This is a genomic window from Actomonas spartinae (assembly GCF_051209155.1).
GTDB lineage: Bacteria > Verrucomicrobiota > Verrucomicrobiia > Opitutales > Opitutaceae > Actomonas.
In genome coordinates this window covers 276,591-299,256 of sequence record NZ_JBPJGB010000004.1, presented here as the reverse complement: position 1 = coordinate 299,256, position 22,666 = coordinate 276,591, and the positions used below count along the sequence as shown (strand labels likewise).

The 22,666-nt window shown below is 65.7% G+C and carries 13 protein-coding genes; all 13 read left to right on the top strand.

Features of this window, described 5'->3' with window-relative positions; all coding sequences use genetic code 11:
- Nucleotides 1-17: 17 nt before the first annotated feature.
- Entirely contained in the window at nucleotides 18-3,041 is a 3,024-nt protein-coding gene (locus AC0MRV_RS18150) for a hypothetical protein (RefSeq protein ID WP_472765927.1), read from the top strand.
- A gap of 66 nt (nucleotides 3,042-3,107) precedes the next feature.
- A complete protein-coding gene (locus AC0MRV_RS18145) occupies nucleotides 3,108-5,138 on the top strand; it encodes a glycosyltransferase (protein WP_472765926.1) in 2,031 nt (676 codons plus the stop codon).
- A complete protein-coding gene (locus AC0MRV_RS18140) occupies nucleotides 5,135-6,268 on the top strand; it encodes a glycosyltransferase family 4 protein (protein ID WP_472765925.1) in 1,134 nt (377 codons plus the stop codon). The genes AC0MRV_RS18145 and AC0MRV_RS18140 overlap by 4 nt, the downstream gene beginning before the upstream one ends.
- A gap of 59 nt (nucleotides 6,269-6,327) precedes the next feature.
- Nucleotides 6,328-10,107: a glycosyltransferase gene (locus AC0MRV_RS18135; protein WP_472765924.1), complete on the top strand. Its 3,780-nt coding sequence runs from the start codon at nucleotides 6,328-6,330 to the stop codon at nucleotides 10,105-10,107.
- A gap of 23 nt (nucleotides 10,108-10,130) precedes the next feature.
- Nucleotides 10,131-11,939, top strand: a complete 1,809-nt coding sequence (locus AC0MRV_RS18130) for a hypothetical protein (protein ID WP_472765923.1) — start codon at nucleotides 10,131-10,133, stop codon at nucleotides 11,937-11,939.
- The gene (locus tag AC0MRV_RS18125) at nucleotides 11,936-13,750 is read left to right on the top strand and encodes a hypothetical protein (RefSeq protein ID WP_472765922.1); all 1,815 of its coding nucleotides are present in this window, start codon (nucleotides 11,936-11,938) and stop codon (nucleotides 13,748-13,750) included. Before AC0MRV_RS18130 ends, AC0MRV_RS18125 begins: the two co-directional genes overlap by 4 nt.
- 33 nt (nucleotides 13,751-13,783) lie before the next feature.
- The gene (locus tag AC0MRV_RS18120) at nucleotides 13,784-15,769 is read left to right on the top strand and encodes a DUF1800 domain-containing protein (protein ID WP_472765921.1); all 1,986 of its coding nucleotides are present in this window, start codon (nucleotides 13,784-13,786) and stop codon (nucleotides 15,767-15,769) included.
- 20 nt (nucleotides 15,770-15,789) lie between these two features.
- The gene (locus tag AC0MRV_RS18115; RefSeq protein WP_472765920.1) at nucleotides 15,790-17,187 is read left to right on the top strand and encodes a DUF1501 domain-containing protein; all 1,398 of its coding nucleotides are present in this window, start codon (nucleotides 15,790-15,792) and stop codon (nucleotides 17,185-17,187) included.
- 87 nt (nucleotides 17,188-17,274) lie between these two features.
- Nucleotides 17,275-18,336, top strand: coding sequence for an NAD-dependent epimerase/dehydratase family protein (locus tag AC0MRV_RS18110; protein ID WP_472765919.1), 1,062 nt, complete (start codon nucleotides 17,275-17,277; stop codon nucleotides 18,334-18,336).
- A gap of 33 nt (nucleotides 18,337-18,369) precedes the next feature.
- Nucleotides 18,370-18,990 carry a hypothetical protein gene (locus AC0MRV_RS18105; RefSeq protein WP_472765918.1) on the top strand — a complete coding sequence of 207 codons (621 nt, stop codon included), beginning with the start codon at nucleotides 18,370-18,372 and terminating at the stop codon, nucleotides 18,988-18,990.
- Nucleotides 18,987-20,789, top strand: a complete 1,803-nt coding sequence (locus AC0MRV_RS18100) for a matrixin family metalloprotease (protein WP_472765917.1) — start codon at nucleotides 18,987-18,989, stop codon at nucleotides 20,787-20,789. Before AC0MRV_RS18105 ends, AC0MRV_RS18100 begins: the two co-directional genes overlap by 4 nt.
- 37 nt (nucleotides 20,790-20,826) lie before the next feature.
- Nucleotides 20,827-21,447: a hypothetical protein gene (locus AC0MRV_RS18095; protein ID WP_472765916.1), complete on the top strand. Its 621-nt coding sequence runs from the start codon at nucleotides 20,827-20,829 to the stop codon at nucleotides 21,445-21,447.
- A 133-nt stretch (nucleotides 21,448-21,580) separates the two neighbouring features.
- Nucleotides 21,581-22,657: an NAD-dependent epimerase/dehydratase family protein gene (locus AC0MRV_RS18090; protein ID WP_472765915.1), complete on the top strand. Its 1,077-nt coding sequence runs from the start codon at nucleotides 21,581-21,583 to the stop codon at nucleotides 22,655-22,657.
- The last annotated feature ends 9 nt before the right edge of the window (nucleotides 22,658-22,666 follow it).

The window sequence follows — 22,666 nt, the reverse complement described above, 5'->3', positions numbered from 1 at the left end:
CACCTGTCTAAAGTGGCATGCGAAATACATGGCTCGTGTGCACAGCCCTCGCCGCATCGCTGGCCGTTTCCTCCGTCCACGCGCAGAACCTGAAATGGGAAGCGATCAATCCGACGCTGAACGCGTCGGGACTCGAGCGAATTGAGGTGATCGACGGACGGTTCGTCGTCTACGGAAAGCACGGCCGTTTCCTGACTTCGGCCAACGGCCTGACTTGGACCGCCACCAACCTGCCCTCCAACTCTCAAATCAGGAGCCTGGCCTACGGCGACGGGCTGTGGGTCGCGCTCGGCAAACGCGGTGAAGTCTATCGACGCGCCGGCTCCGGGCCCTGGACCTTGAACTCTCCGGTCGACTCCGCTCCCGCCAGCGGTTCCACCGTCATCTCCGACCTCGCCTTCGGCAACGGCGTGTTCGTCCGCACCGGCGAGTGGACCAGCGGGTTCGACGACGGTCGATCGGTTTCAACCGATGGGCTGGACTGGAGTGCGACTGGCTTGCCGCCGGAGGTGACCGCGCTGCACTTCACCGGCTCAAGGTTCCTCGCCGCACGACACGACTATCGCGGGGTCGAGCTTTATACCTCGGTCGACGGCCGCGACTGGACGCGGATCCTGCAAACGGACGACCTGGGCTCGCACAGCGACGATTTTGTGCAACGGGGCGACACTCTGCTCCTGCCTGGCGACGATGGTTTCATTACCTCCGTTGACGGCGGCGAAACCTGGTCGCTTGACACCAGCCGCAGCCTCAAGCGGGTCACCGCTCTCGACAATGTGTTCTACGCCGAAGACGAAGCGAACGGTGCTTACCTCACGTCGGACGACGGGAGCACCTGGACCACGCTCGCGGAGGCCGTGCCCGATCGCAGCCTGCTCGGCGCCGCGCGAATGGGCGCGACAACCGTAACCCTGACCGATGGCGATCGCCCCATGCTGGCCGTCTCCACCGATGGCCTGAATTGGATCGACCTGCATGACACCATTCTCCCCCTCGATCGCCCCGCCGGATTGGTCGCGGGCAATGGTCTCTTCAACGCCGCCGGCGGCTATCTTTCGATCGATGGTTTGCAGTGGTTCGACGACGGATTCTGGCCCGAGGATCGCGGCAACACCATTGAGCTCCAGTTTTGCCACGACCGCTTTTTCTATTTGGAGCGGCGGACCACCTCAGCAGAGCTGCCGAGCTCGCCCTTGCGCGTCTACACCTCGATCGACGGCCGCGTCGGGGAACTGATTTTGACCGCCGAAACCACCGCCGACAGATTCGGCCATCCGGCCTACTTGAACGGCACCTTCTTCCTCCCTTGGAATGGCGGAGTGCTGACCTCCACCAACGGCACCCACTGGGAGAACCAATCCGATCAGACCGCTCCGCCTGCGCTCGCCGGCAACGGCGAGGTCCTCGCTCGGGTGGGCACCACCACCACCATTTACGGCAAGGAGGAGCCACTCATCGAGGTCTCGACCGACGGGGCGTCATGGCAGCGCGGATACACGTTCCAACCGGACAGCGATCCCTCGGGCCGACGTCTGGCTCACCGGGTGATCAACGTCATCTCAGGAGGCGACCGGATGGTGGCTGCCGTGACCACCTCCGACTGGCACAGCAATCGTTGGAGCAGCGTCGTGCAGTCCCCCGACGGCCTGCATTGGTTCGAGACCAACCAGGATCTGAAAGGCAACCACGCGCTCGGCTTTAACGATGGCTGGTTCACCTGTGTCACTCGCGACGGCGACACCTTCGTGCGCTTCGTCACCGTCATTTACGAGGGCAACCGCTTCAACTACTCCCGTGACGGCGCGGAGTGGCAGACGGTGCCGATGCATGAAGCGGAGCCGGACTATGTAGTCAGCAACGGCAATGTCTTCCTCGCTGCGTCCGCCTCCGGCGAGATCTGGCGTGCCGCGCTTGGTCCGCGCACGCCTCCTGTTATCACGGAAAGCAATCTGCATTCGGCCATCCTGCACCGCGCGGAGCGGGCGATGCTGTCCGTCACTGTCACCGGCTCGGGGCCCTTCACCTACCAGTGGCGGCGCAACGGCCACCCGCTCGTCGGCGAAAACGCGCCGTCGTTGCTGGTGCCGGCCGATCCGGATCGCGCAAGCGGACGCTACGACGTCCTCGTGAGCAACGAACTTGGCACCACACAAAGCACGACCGCGGAGATCACCCTCCGCGACAGTTGGTTGTCGAACCTGTCGAGCCTCGCGTTTGCGGGCACGGACGACGCGCAGGCGGTGCAGGGCTTCGTGCTGAAGAAGGACGCCGCCGCTGGTTCCGCACGATATTGGGTGCCCATCCTCCTGCGCGCGGTCGGCCCCACGCTCGCCGACTTCGGCGTCAACCAGCCTCTGCCTGACCCTCGTTTTTCCCTGCTATCACTCACCCCCGACGCACGACCACAAAGCAACGATGACTGGTTCACCGGCAATCCCTGGCTGGGCGGTTCGCAGTTTTACCTGTCCCAGATCTTCGCCGAAGCCGGCGCCTTCGCCCTGCCGGAAGACTCAAAAGACGCCGCCTTGGATACCAGCCTCTTGGAGGGCCGATACACCTTCAACGTCAGTGAAGCGACCGGCCGAACCGGCCCCGTGCTCACCGAGCTCTACGACTACCGGGGAGCTTCTTCGCCGGTGCGACTGGTCAACCTTTCCACCCGCGCGCTCACTGGCCCGGGCGATCGCACCCTCATCATGGGCTTTGTGGTGGTGGGCACCGAACCGCTGCGCGTTCTGCTTCGCGGCGTCGGTCCCGGTCTCCAACCCTATATCGGGGCAACACCGCTGCCAAACCCGCGCATCACCCTGCACGACGCCACCGGACGCGAGATTCACAACAACGACACCTGGTCGCAGGCGCGTAACGCCGACGAGCTCCCCGCCGCCATGGCGGCGGTCGGCGCATTCGCCCTGCCTGCCGACAGCAACGACGCCGCGATGCTCGAGTGGCTGGAACCCGGCCTCTACAAGCTGATGGTCCACTCGCAGGACGATTCCGAGGGTATCGCTCTCGGCGAAATCTACGCCATGCCGCGCTGAGACCGATCCTGCAAAAGGCGTTGCCCGGCTGCGGTCAGGCAGCTTGGCTGCACGGCTCCTCGATTCGTGCAGGTCTCGTTTATCATCCCGGTCTACAATCAGTTGGCGTTTACCCAGGCCTGCCTGGATTCGTTGCGCGAACACGTGCCCGCCGATATCGCGCATGAGATCATCCTCGTGGATGACGGCAGCGACCAGGCCACGAAGGACTTTCTCGCCTCGCTGACTGCCCCTCACCGCGTGGTCTCCCTGCCCGGCAACCACGGCTTCGCACGCGCGACCAACGCTGGCGCCGAACTCGCCACCGGTCAGTGGCTTTGTTTGCTCAACAATGACGTCGAGCTCACCGCAGGAGCGCTCCCAGCCATGTTGGCGGTGCGCGACGCGCATGCCGACGCCGGCATCATCGGCAACATCCAGGTCACCACCCGCACCGGGGAGGTGGACCACGCCGGCATCGAATTCCGCGACGGTGGCTATCCGCGCCACATCCGCGGTGACCTCGCCACGCGGCAAGCCGCCGGCGCGATCGTGCCCGCCCTCGCCGTCACCGCTGCCTGTTGCCTGGTCGATCGTGCTTGGTTTCTCGCCGTCGGCGGGCTCGACGCGCGCTACACCAACGGCTTTGAAGACGTCGACCTCTGCCTGCGCGCCCGCGAGAACGGCTGGCGCATCTACGTTGCCACCGGCAGCGTGGTGAAACACGCCGTATCCACCAGCCAAGGACGCGGCGACCACGAGTTCCGCAACGCCCGCAGCTTTCTCGAACGCTGGGGCCCGCGCACCGCCGCCCTCGAAGCAGCCGCCCTTCGCGAGGCCGCCCGCCGCCATCAAGCCGCCCGCGCCCGCGCCACCGCCGGCCAAACCGCGCCCCGCGCCGTGCAATCAGCCCGCCTCGCCGCGCTCGCGGCCGAAGCCCAGGCCGCCGAACAAGCCCGCACTCCCGTCACCGTCTGGGTCGACCTGTTGCGCATGGAACCCGGCGGAGCCAACGGCGGCATCAAGCCACTCGTCTACGCCATGCTCGCCGAGCTGACGCGCCTGTCGTGGGAACCACAGCGCTACGTGGTGCTTGCTCGCGAGTCGCTGTTGCCCGAACTGACTTTCCTGCGCGCCAGCGACGCGATCGCCACGCAGGATGCCGGCGGCTGGCGTGTCCGCTCGGGTGATCGAGCTGCCCCCGCCTCCACGACGCCCAACGCCCTCGCTCAAAGCCACCCGCCCGACGTGCTCTATTGCCCCTTCGGCACCTCGGCCTTCGCCCGGCCGGATTTGCCCAGCGTCGCCCTGCTGGTCGACTCCTTGCATCGCGACCTGCCCGCCGCCCTGCCGATCGAGGAAGTCAATTTTCGCGAGGACAACTTCAAGCGCGTGATCGGCTCCGCCACCTGGTTGCAGACGCTTGCCCACCACGGCATCGCGCGCCTGCAGGCGCATTGGGACGTCCATCCGTCCCGCTGTTTTCACACTTACGCTCCGGTGCAAAAGCGCCTCGTCGCGCCGGATCCACTGCCGCCGCCGCCATCCGGTCTGCCGGAGAAGAACTACTTCCTCTACCCGGCCAACTATTGGGCGCACAAGAACCATGAAACCCTCCTCACGGCCTACCGGCTCTATCGGCATAAAGTGGGCACGGATGCGGCCTGGTCCCTGGTGCTCACCGGCCACGCCGACTCCCGCCAACAGACCCTGCGCGAAATGAGTGCGGCCCTCGGTCTCGACGGCGCCGTGCATTTCGCCGGCCACCTGCCCGACGACGCCTTTGCCGCACTGTGGCGGCGGGCCAGCGCGCTGGTTTTTCCGTCCCTGCACGAAGGTTTTGGCATTCCCTTGCTGGAGGCCTTCGAGCTTAGCTTGCCCGTGCTCGCCTCCGACGCCTCTGTGCTGCCCGAAGTCGGTGGCGACGCCTGCCATTGGTTCGACGCCTCCGATCCGCGTGCCATTGCCGACGCCCTCGCCACGGTCGCCGGCGACTCGGAACTGCGCGCCCAACTCACCGCCGCCGGCACCCGCCGTCTGCGTCACTTCTCGCTCCACACCGAGACCTGCCGCCTGAATCACTTCCTTCACGCCGCCGCGCGCGGCCTGGTGCCATGAAGATCGGTCTCGATGTCGCCCAGACTTCCGCCCAGCGCGCCGGTTGCGCCTGGTATGCCGACGCCTTGGCCCGCGCCCTCGTGGCGATCGGCCGACCGCAGGGACACGAGTTCATCCTGTATCACCAATTTGGTGACTGGATCAACGGCGAGCCCGGTCACGGCACCTACCTCACCGGCCAGGGCATCGAGATGCCGCTGTTGCACACCCTGCCCGTGCCGGCCCGCACCCTGTGGCGCGCCATCGAGGCCGGCACCGCCGAACTCCCCGGCGCGCCCGATGTCGTGATCGCCGCGAGTTTCCACGCGCCGCGCACGCCCGGAGCGAAACTGATCTATGTTGTGCACGACCTCGTGTTCTGGACCCACCCGCAGTTCGCCACCGATGCCACCCGCCTCGTGTGCCAGCGCGAGCTGGGACAGGCGCTCGGCCGCGCGGCGGCGTTCTTGTTTGTGAGTGAGTCCACTCGCGCCGACTTCGAAACGCTGTTTCCCGGATGGCTGGAATCGAGCGGCACCCCGCATGCGATTGCCTCCGGCGCCAGTCGCTGGACCAACGTCGAAGACCCCGCCCCGCGCGACGCCGACGCGCCATGGCTGATGGTGGGCTCAATCGAACCGCGCAAAAACCACCTCGCCGCACTCGACGCCTACGAGCTGTATCATGCCGCCGGCGCCCAGCCGCGACCGCTCCACCTCGTCGGCGGGCATGGGTGGAAATCCGCCGACGTGCACGCGCGCATCGCCGCCCTCGCCGCGCGCGGGATGCCAGTCGAGTATCGGGGTTACTTGGACGACCGAGCGCTGCGCGATGCCTACCGCACCGCCTTTGCCCTGCTGCAACCCAGCTGGCACGAGGGCTTCGGCCTGCCGGTGCTGGAGGCCTTCAGCCAAGGCCTGCCCGTCGTCGCGTCCGACGCCGCCAGCCTGCCCGAAGTCGCCGGCGGCGCCGCCATGCTGTGTCCCCCGGAAAACCCACCCGCCTGGGCGCAGGCGATGCTCAAACTCGACGCCGATCCCGCCCTCCACCAGGAACGCGCCACCGCCGGCCTGAAGCGTGCCGCCGCCTACAGTTGGACCCAAACCGCGCAAACCATCCTCGACCTCATCACCGCGCTCCCGCGCGCCTGACACTTTTTCGTGTATTTAGTGTGTTTCGTGGTTTCTAAATCACTTCCTTCTACCGCCTCGTGAACATCCTCTTCGTCAACTACGGCGATTGCACGTCGAACAGCCTCAACCACATCGGAGCCTTCGCCAACGAGCTCACGCGGTTGGGGCATGCCTGCGTGGTCGCGGTGCCGGAGAAACCGGAAACGGTCGCCGTGCTCGATGCGCCGCTTTTCCCGGTGCGTTTGTTTGCTCAACTGCTGGAGGACGCCCCGCACTTTCCCAACCGACATGCGGCCGACGTCGTGCACGCTTGGACTCCGCGCGAAAACGTGCGCGACTTCACCATGCGTTACCTGGCGCATCATCCGGCGGCCCGCCTCTTCATCCATCTCGAGGACAACGAGGATCACCTTACGGCGGCCTTTGCGCGCACGCCGATCGCCGATCTCGCCGAACTGCCAGACCCAGAGCTCGCCGCCAAACTCGCGCCCAACCTGTCGCACCCGGTCCGCTCGCGCCACTTTCTGCGCCTCGCTCATGGGGTGACCTGCATCACGGAACGGCTCACCGAGTTCGTGCCCGCCGGCACGTCGCACCATCTGCTCCTGCCAGGCCTGCGCGCCGCCCCCGAGCCAACCGCCGCGGAGGTCGCCGCCGAACGCGCCGCCTTGCAGCACACCCCGGATGAGAAGCTCATCGTCTACACCGGCAGCGTCACCTTCGCCAACCTCGCCGACATTCGCTGCCTCACGCTAGCCGTGCGTCAGCTCAACGAAGCCGGCCAAGCCACGCGCCTGGTGCGCACCGGCATCACCCCAGCCGAATACGAGGAAACCCTGCACGATCTCGGCGGCGACCACGTGACCACCCTCGGTTTCGTGACCAAGTCGCGCCTGCCGTGTCTGCTCGCCGCCGCCGACGCGCTCGTCCAGCCCGGTGCCGCCGACGACTTCAACGCCTACCGCCTGCCGTCCAAGATTCCTGAATACCTGTGGGCAGGTCGCCCCCTCGCCATCCCGGCCACCAACATCGGCGCCCAACTCAAGGACGGCGCAGACGCCCTGCTGCTGGCCGACTCCAGCCCCGACGCGATCGTGACCGCCTGCCAGCGCATTTTTAGCGACCACGACCTCGCGGATAAACTCGGCCAAAACGCCGCCGCGTTTGCCCGCCGTCATTTTGAGCTCAGTGCCAATACCGCCGGACTCCTGAAGTTCTACGAGCAGCACAGCAAATCCGGCGGTATCTTCCGCGACGGCACCGCCACCACCCACGAAACCGCCGTCCTGATCGACCGCGCCGATCCGGAGCTTGGTCGCCGCGTCCGGGCCCTGGCGACCGAAGCAGACGCGCTGCGTGATGCCCTCGCGGCGGCCCGCGCCGAAGCGCATCGCCACGCCGCCAATGCGCGTTACACCGCGTCGCAACTGGCCGCGCAGAAACACGTCGCCGAAAACCTCCGCGCCGACCTCGAGCGCGAACGCGCCGACCTCAGCGCCCTCATCCGCCGTCAACAGGAGGACGCCGCCGCCCTGCGCGAAGTTCGCGAACTCCTGGCGCACAACGAACGCGTGCAGCGCGATACGGTTCGCCAGCTCGAGGGCCGCGTCCAACGGATCACCGAATCCGGCTCCTGGGTCTTCACCGCGCCGTTCCGTGCGCTCCGCCGCAGCCTGCTTGATCCGTTGCTGAAGAGGGAGGCCGCCCATACCGACACTCCGGGGGCATCGACGACGCCTACAGCAGAAGAAACGTCCGTCAACGGCCACATGCCGATCGATCCCGGCTTGCCGTATTGCCTCGACGAGCCGGCCGACTGGGCAGCGATCCCGGCGCGCGGGCTCATGCGCGGTTGGGTCGTCGCGGCCGACCAGCAGGAGATCGTGCAAATGCGCATCAAGGCCGGCGAAGCCACCTTCGCGGTCGACCTCGGCGTGCCTCGTCCCGATGTGGCGGGTCTGCATCCCGGGCACCCTTTCGCCGAACACGCGGGGTTCACCGCCGACTACGAACTGCCCGCCGGTTGGGAAGGCGAAACGGTGTTCGAAGCGCTCACGGCCGATGGCCAATGGCGCCGCTTCGCCGCCCGCGCCACGCGGGTGATGAGCGACGATCCGGCCAACCTGCGCCGCGACTACCGCTCGTGGGTGCAGCGCTACGACACGCTCAAGCTCGCCGACGTCATCAACCACCGTGCGCGCATCGAGGCGCTGCCCGTCACCGCGCGCCCCCTGATTTCGATTCTGGTCCCGGTTTACAATACGCCCAAGCCGTGGCTCGTCCGCGCCATCGAAAGCGTGCGTGACCAGATCTATCCGAACTGGGAACTGTGTCTGGCCGACGACGCCAGCACCGCGCCACACGTGGCGGAAATCCTGCGCGACTACGCCCAACGCGACGCGCGCATCAAGGTCGTCACCCGCGAAACCAACGGCCACATCTCCGCCGCCTCGAACTCCGCGCTTGAGCTCGCGACCGGCGACTTCTGCGCCCTGCTCGATCATGACGACGAGCTGCCGCAACATGCGCTCGCCGAGATCGTTTACGCCCTCGCAGCCGATCCGGAGCTCGAGTTCATCTACACCGACGAAGACAAGATCGACGAGAGCGGCCACCGCAGTGACCCGTATTTCAAACCCGATTGGAATCCGGACCTGCTGCTCGGCCAAAACTACACCTGTCACTTCTCCGTTTTCCGCACCCAACGCCTCCGCGCCATCGGCGGGTTCCGCGAGGGCCTCGAGGGCAGCCAGGATTGGGACCTCACCCTGCGCGCGACCGCCGACCTCGATCCGACCAGGATCCGCCACATCGCCAAGGTGCTTTACCACTGGCGCGCGATCCCCGGCTCGACCGCGTTCGTGATCGACGAGAAAGCCGACTACCCCTTCCTCGCGGCCCAGCGCGCGCTCACCGACCATCTCGCCGCGACCAACGTATCCGCGGAATTGTTGCCGGTGGAGGGTCGCCACTGGCGGATCAAATATCCGCTGCCCGCCACCCCGCCCAAGGTCAGTCTCATCATCCCGACGCACAACGGTTACGAGCTGCTCAAGACCTGCCTCGATTCCCTCCGCGGCCGCACCGACTACCCGGATCTCGAGATCATCGTCGTGAACCACGAGTCCGACGACCCCACCATCCTGAAATACTTCACGACCCTCGCCGCCGAAGGCGTGCGCATCATCGACTACCCGGGGCCGTTCAACTTCTCCGCCATCAACAACCACGCGGCGCAGCACGCCCGCGGCAGCGTGCTGGGATTTCTCAACAACGACCTCGAGGTCATCGACGCCGACTGGCTCAAGGAAATGGTCGCGCAGGTCAATCGCCCGGAGATCGGCGCGGTCGGCGCCATGCTGTATTATCCCGATGACACGGTGCAGCACGCCGGCGTCATCCTCGGCATCGGCGGCCTCAACGGCTCCACCTCCGTCGCCGGTCACGCGTTCAAGGGTTACCGTCGCGGCGAGGAGGGCCAGCGCAACCGCCTGCGCCTCGTGCAAAACTACTCCGCCGTCACCGCCGCCTGTTTGGTCATTCGCCGCGAGGTGTTCGAGGACGTCGGCGGTTTCGATGAGCGCAAACTCGCCGTCGCCTTCAACGACATCGACTTTTGCCTGCGCGTGCGCGCCGCCGGCTACCGCAACCTGTGGACGCCCTTCGCCGAGCTCTATCATCACGAATCGGCCAGCCGTGGCATCGAGGACAATCCGGAGAAGCTTGAGCGCTTTGCCGCCGAAATCGCGACCATGCGCCAACGTTGGGCGCGTGAACTGGACCGCGATCCGGCCTACAACCCGAATCTGACAGGCCTCTACGAGGACTTCACCCTCGCCACGCCCCCGCGCGCCTGACCGGCGCCGCTTCGCTCCCCTCCATGGCTCGACTCGAAACCATCCGGCGCTGGGTGATTTGGACCGGACTCGTGCTGCTCGTGATCGGCGCGAAGCTGTGGGTGATCGACTACGCCGGCAGCAGCGTGCCGCGCTGGGACCAAATCGACGGTGAGGGTGAATTTGTGCTGCGCCCTTGGCTGAACGGCGAGCTGCAGGCGACCGACTTGTGGAAGGCGCACAACGAGCACCGCATCGTGTTCACCAAACTCGAGGCGCTCGCGCTGGTGAAGCTCAACGGCCAATGGGACGCCTACGTGCAGATGTTTGCCAACGCCGTGCTGCACGCGCTGCTGCTGCCCGTCTTGCTCATGTGGATACACCGGCGGGTCCGGGGTTGGAGTTTCGGCGCGCTCGCGGTGGTGATCACCTCGACCTGGCTCCTGCCGCTGACGTGGGAGAACACACTGCAAGGCTTCCAGTCCCAATTCTACATCCTCATCTGGCTGAGCTTTCTGCAACTGCACTGGGTGCTCGGCGCCGACCGCTGTGACTGGCGCTGGTGGGCCGGGCAAGCGTGCGGCCTGCTGGTGCTCGGCGCGATGGGATCGGGTCTGCTGTCCTCGGCGGCCGTGCTCACCATCGTCGTCGCCGAAATGATTCGCACTCGCGAATTCACCCGCTTCCGCCTCACCACGGCCGCCGTATCCCTCGTTTGGCTCGTGCTCGGCTGGCTCAGCCGCACCCCTTTTCCCGGCCACGATCCGCTCCGCGTGAAGTCCCTCGGCGAAGCGGCCGACGGACTCAGCCAAACCCTCAGCTGGCCGCTGCAAGCCTGGGCGCCGTGGTCGCTGGTCGCGGCCCTGCCACTGGCGACCTTGGCGTTCTGTTGGTGGCGCAAACCGCGCCGCGACGGCTTCGAACGCAGCTTCCTTGGCCTCGGCGTGTGGTTTGCCCTCATCGCCATCGCGACCGTCTGGCTGCGCTACCACGGCGCACTCCTTTCCTCGCGCTACCTGGACCAGTTTATCATCGGCCTCAGTCTGCAAGGCGTCGCGCTCACCCTGCTGCCGCTGCCTCGCCTCGTCCGGGGTGGATTGCTCGTCGCATGGGTGACGGCGGTCGCGTTCGCCTTCAGTGCCGACGTTGATCACATCACGGACAAGACCTTGCCGCTCTTCAAACAGCGGGTCGCGCTGCAGGAGGCCAACACCCGCGCCTTTCTCGCCGATCCCCGCCCCGAGCTGCTGCAAGGCAAGGGCCCCCATGACTTGCCCCATCCGTCGGGCGACGTGCTCTGGCTGCGTTGGCAGTATCCGGAAATTCGTGACATCCTGCCGGCGGCGGTGCGGCCGCCCATTGCCATCCCGGCGGTCGATTCCGCGCTGCTGACCGGCCTGCCCCCCGCCCCTTACCCGGTGATCGCAGCCTCACCGACCGGCACCCAGCAGGAACCCTGGATCTGGCGCAGCGAGCGGCAGTCCGCCGATACCCTGCCCATCCTCCGCTTCCGTTTCAGTGGCGAACTGGGCGATCCCCGCGCCGCCCTGGGCCTGCGGGTCGTCAGCGACGCCTGGGCGGTCGAGGTGCGGCCTGACGGGCCCGCGCCCAACCGGTGGAAAACGATCAACGTGATCCGTCCGCCGGGCGAATGGTGGATCGAGGTCAGCGATCGCGACAGCGCCGCCAACGTGGCGCTGACCGCGCCGGTGGCGATGGGGTGGTTCTCGTGGTCGACCGAGAAGGCGATCAAATACCACTGGTGGTGGATGGGCGTGGGCCTTGCGCTCTTGTTGGCCGGCTTGCTCGGCACCATCCCCGCCCGCGTCACCCAAAACCGCGCCACGGAATGAAGTCGGCCGGCAACGCCCGATGGTGGGACCGCTTGTTCCTGCTCGGCCTGGTGCTGGTGGTATTGGGAGCGAAGTTGACGCTGATCGATCGCGCCGGCAGCAGCTTGCCCATCATTGACCAGATCGACGCCGAGGGCGAGGTCGTGCTCCGGCCATGGCTCGAGGGTCAGCTCTCGTGGCGAAATTTCTGGCATCCGCACAACGAACACCGGGTGGTGCTCACCAAACTGCTCGCGCTCGGTCTGGTGAAACTCAACGGACAGTGGGACGCCTACCTCGAACAGGTGGTCGGCGCCGTCATGCATGCCGTGTTGCTGCCCTGGTTGCTCTGTCTGCTGCGGCCCCTGCTCCCGGATCGGCGCGCCTGGTGGTGGCTGGCCGCCGTGATGACGCTGCTCTGGTCGCTGCCTTTGAATTGGGAGAACACCCTCATCGGCTTTCAAAATCAGTTCTACTTCGTGCTTTGGCTGGCGGTGCTGCAACTGCAGGGCGTGCTGGGCGCCTCCACCTTCTCCTGGCGCTGGGTGGGGGGCAATTTGTGCGGATTGCTGGCGCTCGGAGCGATGTCCTCCGGCTCGGTCGCCTCCGCTGCGGTCGCAGTCGTGATGATGATCGACATCCTGCGCGCGCGCCGTTTCGCGGCCTTCCCCGTGGTCACCCTGCTGGTTTCGCTGCTCTGGGTCGGACTCGGGTCGTGGTGGCGTTTTCACTTCGCCGGCCATGACGCGCTCATGGCGCAATCGGCCGGGCAATTCTTGAACCAAGCCTCACACCTGCTCGCCTGGCCCTACCCGCTCACGGTGCTCGGGCTGGCGTGGTGGCTCGTGACCGTGCCGCTCGCCGTCCTGAAATTCCTGCGGCAAGACCAACTCAACGGCACCGAACGCGTCTTCCTTGGCCTGGCGGCTTGGACCACCCTCATCGCGATCGCCACGGCCTACTTCCGCGCCAACGGCGATGTCTGGGCTTCGCGTTATGTCGATCAACTCAACCTCGTCCTCGTCCTGCAAGCCGTCGCCCTCACGACGATGCGCGCACCACGCTGGCGCTGGACGCTGATCGGCGTATGGTCCGCGGCCTCGGCCTTTCTCCTGATCGGGGCCACGCGGACGATCTGGCGCGAGGAGCTGGCGCAACGTGGGGAGCTCATGCGCCAACAGGAAGCGCACGTGCGGACGTTCCTCGCGACCGACGACCCGACCGTTTTGCGCCAAGCCCCGCCCGCCGAGCTTCCCTTGCAATGGCCCGAGGTCATCATTGATCGCTGGTCGCATCGCTCCATCCAACAGATCATGCCCGCCGCGGTGCGCCGCACCGTGCCGATTGCGCCGGCGCCATCGACCGACGTCAGCGACCTGTCCCCTTCCCCCTATCCGGTCATCGTGCGCACACCGACCGCGGACCAGCGCGAAACGTGGCGCTGGCAAAGCAGGCCCCAAACCGACACCACCCTGCCCGTGCTGCGCTTCCGCTTTTGGGGTGAACTCGGCGCCGACAGTGCCCCCCTGCGCTTTCGCGTCGTCAGTGACGCTGGCAACGTCGAAGTCACGCCGGACCAGCCTTCGCGGGATCGCTGGAAAACCATCAATGTCATTCGCCCAGCCGGCACGTGGTGGCTCGAGGTCAGCGACTCCGACGATCAGGCGTTCTTCGCGCTCACGGCCCCGGTCGAACTCGGCTGGTGGTCCTGGGCGAGCGAAAAACTCATCAAACACCACACTTGGTTCCTCACCGGAGGGGTCGGATTCGTGCTCCTCTCGCTCGCGCTGCTCCGCCCCCACCGGAACGAGCCAAGTCTTGCTACGCCCTAGCTGGGCTGCTGTTTTGCGAACCCTTCGCCGACCATGGGAACTCCCCGCCGATTTGCCCCGTATCTCCTGCTGCCAGCCGTCGCGCTGACGCTTTCCGCCGCTCCAACCCAATCCGTCATCATCGACCTGAATGGCGACGGCGTAAACGACCTCTGGACGCTCTACCACGACGCGGCCCACTTGCCGCCCGATCTCGATGACGATGGTGACGGCGTCGACAACCTGACCGAAAGCCGGCAGTGGTCCGACCCACGCGACCCAGCCGATGCGGTCGCCCACGCCGAACGCCTGCTCGATGGCGATCGCGACGGTCTGAGCGACTTTGAGGAAGGCCTGCTCGGTTTCGACCCCGCGCGCCCGGCGTCCGACGCCACCTTCGCCGGCGGCGATGCGGCCCATGCCGTCGCACTGCTTTCGCAATCGAAATCGTTCCACTTCGCTGGGCGCGATGTTTCCGGCACGGCTCCGACGCCCATCGCCGCCGCCCGTTTCCTGATGCAGGCCACCCACGGTGCCGACATGGCCGAAGTCGACGAAGTCACGGACCTCGGCTTCGCCCCGTGGATTGACGCGCAGGAAGCGATTCCGCCCAGCAACACGTGGCAGGAAGTCCACGCCGTCATCGCCACCGGCAAACATTTTGACCTCCACCACGCGTGGTGGCGCGCGCAACTCACCGCCCCTGACCGCCTGCGCCAGCGCCTCGCCACCGCCTTGACCGAGATCTACGTCATCTCGGAGCAGTCGATCAACTTCGCCCCGTGGGAGATGATGCAATACTACGACAACCTCGGCGGTTTCGCGCTCGGGAGTTGGCGCGAAATGATCGAGCACATTTCGCTCGATCCGCTGATGGGGTATTACCTCAGCCACCTGCGTAACCAGAAGGCTGATCCCGGGCTCGATCGGTATCCGGACGAAAACTACGCCCGCGAAATCATGCAGCTCTTCAGCATTGGCCTCTGGGAGCTCAACGAGGACGGCAGCCATCAACTCGACGACGCGGGCAACGAGATTCCCACTTACGACAACACCGACATCACCGCCTTCGCCCGCGTCTTCACCGGGCTGAGCTACGGCGGTGACCTCGCGGACAACACCAAACCCGCCGACTTCTTCGACGCGCCGATGGACCATGGTTCACCGATGAAGATGTGGGCCGAGCAACACGACGAGGACGAGAAAGTGTTGCTCAACGGCGTGGTGCTCCCCGCTTTCGCTGACGACCCCGGCCGCACCGCCATGGACGACATCGAGGACGCGCTCGATTGCCTTTTCCAACACCCCAACGTCGGCCCCTTCGTCGGCCGTCTGTTGATTCAACGGCTCGTGACCTCCAACCCATCTCCCGGCTACATTCGCCGTGTGGCGCAGGCTTTCGCTGACAACGGCGCCGGTGTGCGGGGTGATATGGCTGCCGTCGTGCGGAGTATTCTGCTCGACCCTGAAGCCCGCAACGCCGGCGCCTCCGTCGACCGCGAAATCGCCGGCCGCCTCCGCGAGCCCTACCTGCGCTACGTGCGTCTCGCCAAAACCTTCGGCGCCCGTTCCGCGGACGGCAGCTTCAAGGTCAATGACCACCAGACCCTCGTCGACATCAGTCAGATCTTCTACAACTCGCCGAGCGTCTTTAACTTCTTCCTGCCCGACTATCGTCCCGCGGGCGCGCTGGCCCGCCGCGACCTCGACGCGCCGGAGTTCCAGATTCTCACCTCCACCACCGCGATCACCACGCTGAACCTCTACCAGCGCATGATCGAGCACGGCTTTGGCGACGATCCCGACGGGCCGGCCACGCTGCGCCTCGACCTGAGCGCAGAGATCGCGCTGGCCGATGACACCGAAGCGCTGCTGCAACAGCTCAACCTCAAGATGGCCGCCGGCGCGCTCAGCGACGCCACGCTCGACATCCTGCGCACCGCCGCCACGGAACTCCCTGCCGACACCTCGGCACGCGACCGGGTGGTCGCCCTCATGCGTCTGATTGTCGTATCCCCCGATTTCGCCGTCGCCCCGTAGCCCGTCAATTCGACCGCGCCATGTCTTCCCCCGCATCCTCTCCCCGCACCTCCCGCCGACAGTTCCTGCGCCAAGCGAGCTGCGCCGCCGTTGGTTCGACCTCGCTGTATTCGGTGTTGCTCAACCTGGCCACCGCCGGTCGCGCGTCCGCCGAAACCTTGTCTCCGTTTGGTGACTACAAGGCCCTTGTCTGCCTCTTCCTCGATGGCGGTAACGACTCCTTCAACATGCTGACGCCGGGCGAACCCGAGGAGTTTCAGCGTTACGCCGCCGCCCGCGCCAACCTCTCCCTCGCCCAGCCGGACGTCTTGCCGATCACCGGACCGCAGGGTCGGCGCTTCGCCCTCCACCCCGGCATGGCGGAAGTCCGCGACCTCTACGACGCCGGCCACCTGTCCTTTGTCGCCAACGTAGGCACCCTGGTCGAGCCGACCACCCTCGACCAAATCAACGCCTACACGGCCAAGCTCCCGCTCGGTCTTTACTCGCACTCCGACCAGTCGATGCACTGGCAGACCTCGACGCCCGACAAACGCGGCAGCGTCGGCTGGGGCGGACGTATGGCGGAGATCCTTCAGTCGGTGAACGAGCGCAACGAGATTTCGATGAACATCTCCCTGTCCGGCACCAGTGTCTTCCAGTCGGGCGAGAATCTCATCCCCTACGCGATCACCCCGCATGGTTCACCGCTGCTCGCCGGCTACGACGACGCCACGCAGCCCTTCTTCCGCAAAGCCGTCGACAGCATGCTGGAGCAGAACTACCAGAACCTGCTCAAACAGACCTACGCGCGGCTCACCCGCAACGCCATCGACTCCTCGGCGGTCTTTCTCGATGCCTGGAACAAAGCCAAACGCGTCGCCACCCGCTTCCCCAACACTGACCTCGGCCGCCGTCTGCGCGGCACCGCCCAAGCCATGGCCACCCGCGACCTGCTCGGGATGCGCCGCCAGGTTTACTTCGTGCGCTACGGCGGCTGGGACCACCACGACGAGGTGCTCGCCACCCAGGCCGGCATGCTCACAACCCTCTCTCAAGCCGTGGGTTCCTTTTGGACGGCGCTGGGCGAACTCGGCCTGCAGGACGACGTGCTGCTCTTCACCGCCTCCGATTTCGGCCGCACCCTCTCCAGCAACGGCGAGGGCTCCGACCACGGTTGGGGCGGCAACCAATTTGTGCTCGGCGGCGGACACCGCGGCGGCCGGATCTATGGCGACTACCCCGAGGATCTCTCGATCGGCAACAACCTCGACACGGGCCGCGGCCGCCTGATTCCGACGACCTCCGTGGACAGCTATTTTGCGGAACTCGCGCTCTGGCTCGGCGTCTCGCCGGGGGACCTGCCCGCCGTGCTGCCCAATATCGAGCGCTTCTACGACCCCGCCAGCACCAGCGCTCCGCTGGGCATGTGGGCCTGAACCGGCCCGTCGGTCGCAGACGGCGCACTCTGAGCCTTGCCAGCCGGCACTCGCCCGTGTTTCGGTGCCGGTTTCACGTCTTTGTCCATGGCTAAATCGATCCTCGTCACCGGCTCTTCCGGCCTCATCGGCTCCGAAGTCTGCACCTACTTCTCCCGCGAACTGGGCTACACCGTCCACGGCGTCGACAACAACCAGCGCGCCGTCTTCTTCGGCCCGCAGGGTGACACCCGTTGGAACCAGCAACGTCTGGCCGAGGGCCTGCCCGGCTTCGAGCACCACGAGGTCGACATCCGCGACCGCCAGGGCGTGCTCGACCTGCTGAAAAAGGTGCAGCCCGACGTCATCGTGCACACCGCCGCCCAGCCCTCGCACGACCGCGCCGCCGCCATTCCCTTCGACGATTTCGACACCAACGCCGTCGGCACACTCAACATGCTGGAGGCCGCCCGCCAAGCCTGCCCGGAGTCGCCCTTCGTGCACATGAGCACCAACAAGGTCTACGGCGACGCCCCGAACCGCATCGAACTCGCCGAGCTCGAGACCCGTTGGGACTATGCCGATCCCGCCTACGAGCACGGCATCGCCGAAACCTTTTCCATCGACCAGTCCAAGCACTCGCTCTTCGGCGCCTCCAAGGTCGCGGCCGACGTCATGGTGCAGGAATACGGCCGCTACTTCGGCCTGCCCACCTGCTGCCTGCGCGGCGGTTGCCTCACCGGCCCCAACCACAGTGGGGTCGAGCTCCACGGCTTCCTCTCCTACCTGGTGAAGTGCAACCTCGAGGGCCGCGAGTATCGCGTTTTTGGCTACAAGGGCAAACAGGTGCGCGACAACATCCACTCGCTCGATGTGGCCCGCTTTATGGCCGCCTTTGTTGAAGCCCCGCGCGCCGGTGAGGTTTACAACCTCGGCGGCGGCAAGGCCAACAGCTGTTCCATCCTCGAGGCCTTCAAGATCGCGGAGTCCTTCTCGAGCCAGGCGCAAAAATACACCTACGTCGACGAGAACCGCATCGGCGACCACATCTGCTACTACTCGGATCTGCGCAAGATGCGGGAACACTATCCGAATTGGGATATCTCAGTTTCGCTGGAGGAAACGATCCGCCAGATTGTCGAAGCTTGGCGGACACGTTCCGTGAAATAAAACCCCTCTTACGCGCGTTCTATTTGGTAGCCCATGAAATCAATCCTCAAGCGGCTGCCAGCCGCGCTATTCCTCCTTTCCGTCGGCCTGCTTGCCAGTGCGCCGACGGTTCACGCCATTTCGGTCCTGCCGCCGAGCTTTGAAGGCTTGGTCGAGAAGTCCGACACCATCGTGCAAGGCACCGTGGTCGATCGGGAAAGTCGCTGGGTGACCAACGCCGCGGGCAACCGGGTCATCAAAACCTATTACACCGTGAGAGTGACGGAGACAGCCAAGGGCATCGCTGCGCACCAGGTCACCCTCGAGTTCCTCGGCGGAACCGTCGGTGACGAAACCCTGGAGGTCGGCGGCATGCCCACCTTTCGCAAAGGGGAGCGAGCTTGGTTCTTCATCAAAAGCAATGGCCGCGTTTTCTGCCCCCTCGCCTACGCCCATCATGGCGCCTATCTGGTTCGAACCGACCCGGTCGATGGCAGCCAGCGTTTGGTGCGCTTGAACGGCTCGCCGCTCGCCAGTGTCGACGCGATCAAACCTGAGACCACTGGAGCGCAGCGCAGGGTCGAACTCCATCAGGCCCTGACCTCGCAGGCGTTCTCCAGCGCGATCTCCCGCGAACTCCTGCGTCAACAAAACCGTCAGGAGGCCGACCGATGACCCGCCGCTTGCTCATCCCGGTGCTCGCCTTCGCAACGCCGCTCTTCGCCTGGGTTTATCGGGGAGCCAGCTGGCCATCGGGCGAAGTCCCCTTGGTCTTGCATGCCGATTCCGCCGGAGCGCCAACCATCACATCCGCCTTGCTGGATGGTTCCACCAGTTGGAATGCCATTCTGCGTGAGTCCATGGCAGAGTGGAACGAACACATGGATCGGACGCAGCTCGTCGAAGCTGAATCCAACGAGCCGCACGCCCGGGCCAACGGGCTGAATGAGATCTTTTTCTCCGATAGCGTGTATGGCGAAGATTGGGGTGAGTTTGCCATCGGGGTCACCCTCTCCTTCAGGAACTCGGCCCGGCCTTTCGAATACTTCGAAGGCGACATCATCTTCAAATCAACCGGCGTGGTCTGGAATTCCTACCGCGGCAACGATCGCGTTTTCTCCAACGACCTTCGCCGGGTCGCGACACACGAGCTTGGTCACCTCATCGGCCTCGACCATCCCGATGAGGACGTGCCCGCCCAGACCGTCGACGCCATCATGAACTCGACCGTTTCGGACACCGACCTGTTGACGGCGGACGACATCGAAGGCGCGGCCACCATCTACGCGATTGGTTCGGCAGTTCCCGTTTTCACCCTGCCGCTCCAAGACCAGACGGTGGACGTCGGCGACATCACAACGTTCCGCTTCGAGGTCGACGGTGAGCCCCCGCCCGCGGAGGGCGGTGACATCAATCTGTCCTACTACTGGTTCTACCCAGAATTGTTGGCGGACAACTTCCTCTTCACGATGCAGGATCCCGAGCTCTTCATCGGCGCCGCTCAACCCTACGACGCCGGGACTTACTCGGTGTTGGTGGCCACCACCTTCGCCTCCCTGGTTTCCGAGGCCGAGCTGACCGTGAATCCCGTCACCACCTCGCCGGATACCACCATGGCCAACATTTCCACCCGAGCCTATGCCGGGACCGGTGCTCAGACCTTGCAGGTGGGCTTTGTGGTCAGTGGCACCGGCACCAAGCGCGTGCTCATCCGTGCCGTCGGCCCGACGCTCGGCACCGCTCCCTACAACCTGCCCGGCGTGCACGCCGACCCCAGCCTCACGCTCATTCGCCGGGACGGTCCCGGCGGCACCATTGCCACGAATGACGACTGGGGAACGGGCAACACCGCCACGCCGGCTGAAATCCGCGACGCCAGCAGCCAAGCTGGCGCTTTCGCCATCCCCGATGGCTCCAAGGATGCCGTGCTCCTGCTCGACCTCGAGCCCGGCGTTTACAGCGCCTTGGTCGAAGGAACCGCCGCCGACGAAGGCCTGGTCATCGTCGAGGCCTACGATGTCGACGAGGGCGCCAGCACCAGCGAACTCGCCAACCTCTCCACCCGCGGGTTCGTCGGCACGGGCTTCAACATCATGATCGCCGGCCTGGTGGTCGACGGCCCGGGGCCACGCACCTACCTCATCCGCGCCATCGGCGACACGCTGCAGGACTACGGCGTGGAGGGCTACCTCGACGACACGCTGCTCAAGGTCTTCAACAGCTCGGGCGAGATCATCCGCATCAAGGACGACTGGGACGACCCCATCGCCCATCAACCCATGCTGGTCGACGCGATGGCCAAGGTCGGCGCGTTCCCCATTCCGCATGACACTTCCGAAGGCGGCATCAACTACCGTCAGGAATCGATCACGCTGCTCACGCTCGACCCCGGCAGCTACTCCCTGCACGTCACGGGGTTTGACGACCTGCAGGGCGTTGCGCTCATTGAAATTTACGACTATCCCGACGATTGAGCGTAGCATTCTGTCGCGCTCGCACGTCTTACCCGGTATGCCCGCCTTCCGTTCCACTGTTCTCCTTCTGGCCTGCACCCTCACGGTGGGTGCATTGTGCGGGCAAACCCCGCCGAAACAGTCGCCCTTCGACGCGCGCAAGGGCGGCGCCGCGTCAGCCGCTGCGACCCCCGCGCCGCCCGCCGACGCCATTCTGGAATACAGCGGGAAGATGAAGCTGGGCACCACGACCATGGTGTGCATCACGACCCTCGCCGACAAACGGACCCGCTGGATCAAGGTCGGGGAAAGCAGCGATGGCATCCACGTTCCCGCCGGCCAGACGCCCGACAACAGCGTGCTTGTGCGCCACGCCGGTCGCGAGGTCACCTTGCCCTTCAAACAGCCGTCCTTCGACGCGTCTGCGATCGCTTCGACCTACCAGGTTTCCGCCTATTCGGAAGGTCCCGCTCCCATGGCGGGCGTCGCTCCGACCGTCGCTCTGACCAACGAGGAAAAAGCCACGGAAGCCCGGATGCTCGTCAGCGATCTGCTCGAAATCGGCATGATCCAGCGCAAGGCCTACCAGGAGGCCAAGGCCAAGGAACTCGAGGAAAAGCGCGCTGAAACCGCCGCCGCCCGCGAGGAAGCCGCCGCCCAGCGCGCCGCGCCGCGTTGAAACTGCTCGGAGCGCCCGCCGCCGCTGTGACTTTACGTTCGACCGGACCGCGTTCGGTCGCTCAGCTTGCACGCTTCCCGGCCGCCGCCCCTCGCGGCGCCCTTCCTTTGTCTCTCACTCGCAAGCACTTCGCATGAAGATCCTCATCACCGGAATTTGTGGATTTGTCGGCAGCACCCTCGCCGAGGCCTTCCACGCAGCCGGCGCCGGTCACGAGCTCATCGGCCTCGACAACTTCATCCGCCCGGGCAGCGAAACCAACCGCGATCGCCTCAAGGCGATGGGCATCCAGCTTTTCCACGGCGACATTCGCGCCGCCTCCGATCTCGAGGGGCTGCCGGCGGTCGACTGGGTGATCGACGCCGCCGCCAATCCCTCTGTGCTCGCTGGCGTCGACGGTAAGACCAGCTCCCGCCAACTCGTGGAGCACAACCTTTCCGGCACCATCAACATGCTGGAGTTCTGCAAAGCCCACGGTGCCGGTTTCACCCTGCTTTCGACCAGCCGGGTGTATTCGATTCCGCCCCTCGCTGACCTCAAGGTCGAGATCCACCGCGGTGCCTTCCGCCCCGATCCGACCGCCGCCCTGCCCGTCGGACTCAGCGCCGCCGGTGTCGATGAAACCTTCCCGACCCTCGCGCCGGTTTCCCTCTACGGCGCGACCAAGGTCGCCAGCGAATCCCTCGCCCTCGAATACGGCGCCACCTTCAACTTCCCGGTCTTCATCAACCGCTGCGGCGTCATGGCCGGCGCCGGTCAGTTCGGCCGCCCCGACCAGGGTATCTTTGCCTTTTGGCTCAACAGCCACCTGCGCCGTCGTCCGCTCAAATACATTGGCTTCGATGGCCAGGGCCATCAGGTGCGCGACTGCCTGCATCCGCGCGACCTCGTGCCCCTGCTCGCGAAGCAGTTCGCCGCCGGCACCGCCACGGCCACCGCCGACCGCATCATCAACGTCGCCGGCGGCACGCCTTCGGCCATGTCCCTGCGCCAACTCACCGCTTGGTGCGACGAACGTTTCGGTGCTCACCCCGTCGCGACTCAGGCCGAACCGCGGCCCTTCGACATTCCGTGGATGGTGCTCGATTCCGCCAAAGCCGAACGCATCTGGGGATGGCGGCCCGAGACCTCCACCTTGTCGATCTTGGAAGAGATCGCCGCGCACGCCGACCAACATCCCGATTGGCTCGACGTTTCCGCCCCGTTTTGATTTCGCCCG

Coding starts and splice junctions, on each gene's coding strand:
- AC0MRV_RS18150 (WP_472765927.1), top strand. CDS start 18: ATGCGAAATACATGGCTCGTGTGCACAGCCCTCGCCGCATCGCTGGCC.
- AC0MRV_RS18140 (WP_472765925.1), top strand. CDS start 5,135: ATGAAGATCGGTCTCGATGTCGCCCAGACTTCCGCCCAGCGCGCCGGT.
- AC0MRV_RS18130 (WP_472765923.1), top strand. CDS start 10,131: ATGGCTCGACTCGAAACCATCCGGCGCTGGGTGATTTGGACCGGACTC.
- AC0MRV_RS18125 (WP_472765922.1), top strand. CDS start 11,936: ATGAAGTCGGCCGGCAACGCCCGATGGTGGGACCGCTTGTTCCTGCTC.
- AC0MRV_RS18120 (WP_472765921.1), top strand. CDS start 13,784: ATGGGAACTCCCCGCCGATTTGCCCCGTATCTCCTGCTGCCAGCCGTC.
- AC0MRV_RS18115 (WP_472765920.1), top strand. CDS start 15,790: ATGTCTTCCCCCGCATCCTCTCCCCGCACCTCCCGCCGACAGTTCCTG.
- AC0MRV_RS18110 (WP_472765919.1), top strand. CDS start 17,275: ATGGCTAAATCGATCCTCGTCACCGGCTCTTCCGGCCTCATCGGCTCC.
- AC0MRV_RS18105 (WP_472765918.1), top strand. CDS start 18,370: ATGAAATCAATCCTCAAGCGGCTGCCAGCCGCGCTATTCCTCCTTTCC.
- AC0MRV_RS18100 (WP_472765917.1), top strand. CDS start 18,987: ATGACCCGCCGCTTGCTCATCCCGGTGCTCGCCTTCGCAACGCCGCTC.
- AC0MRV_RS18095 (WP_472765916.1), top strand. CDS start 20,827: ATGCCCGCCTTCCGTTCCACTGTTCTCCTTCTGGCCTGCACCCTCACG.
- AC0MRV_RS18090 (WP_472765915.1), top strand. CDS start 21,581: ATGAAGATCCTCATCACCGGAATTTGTGGATTTGTCGGCAGCACCCTC.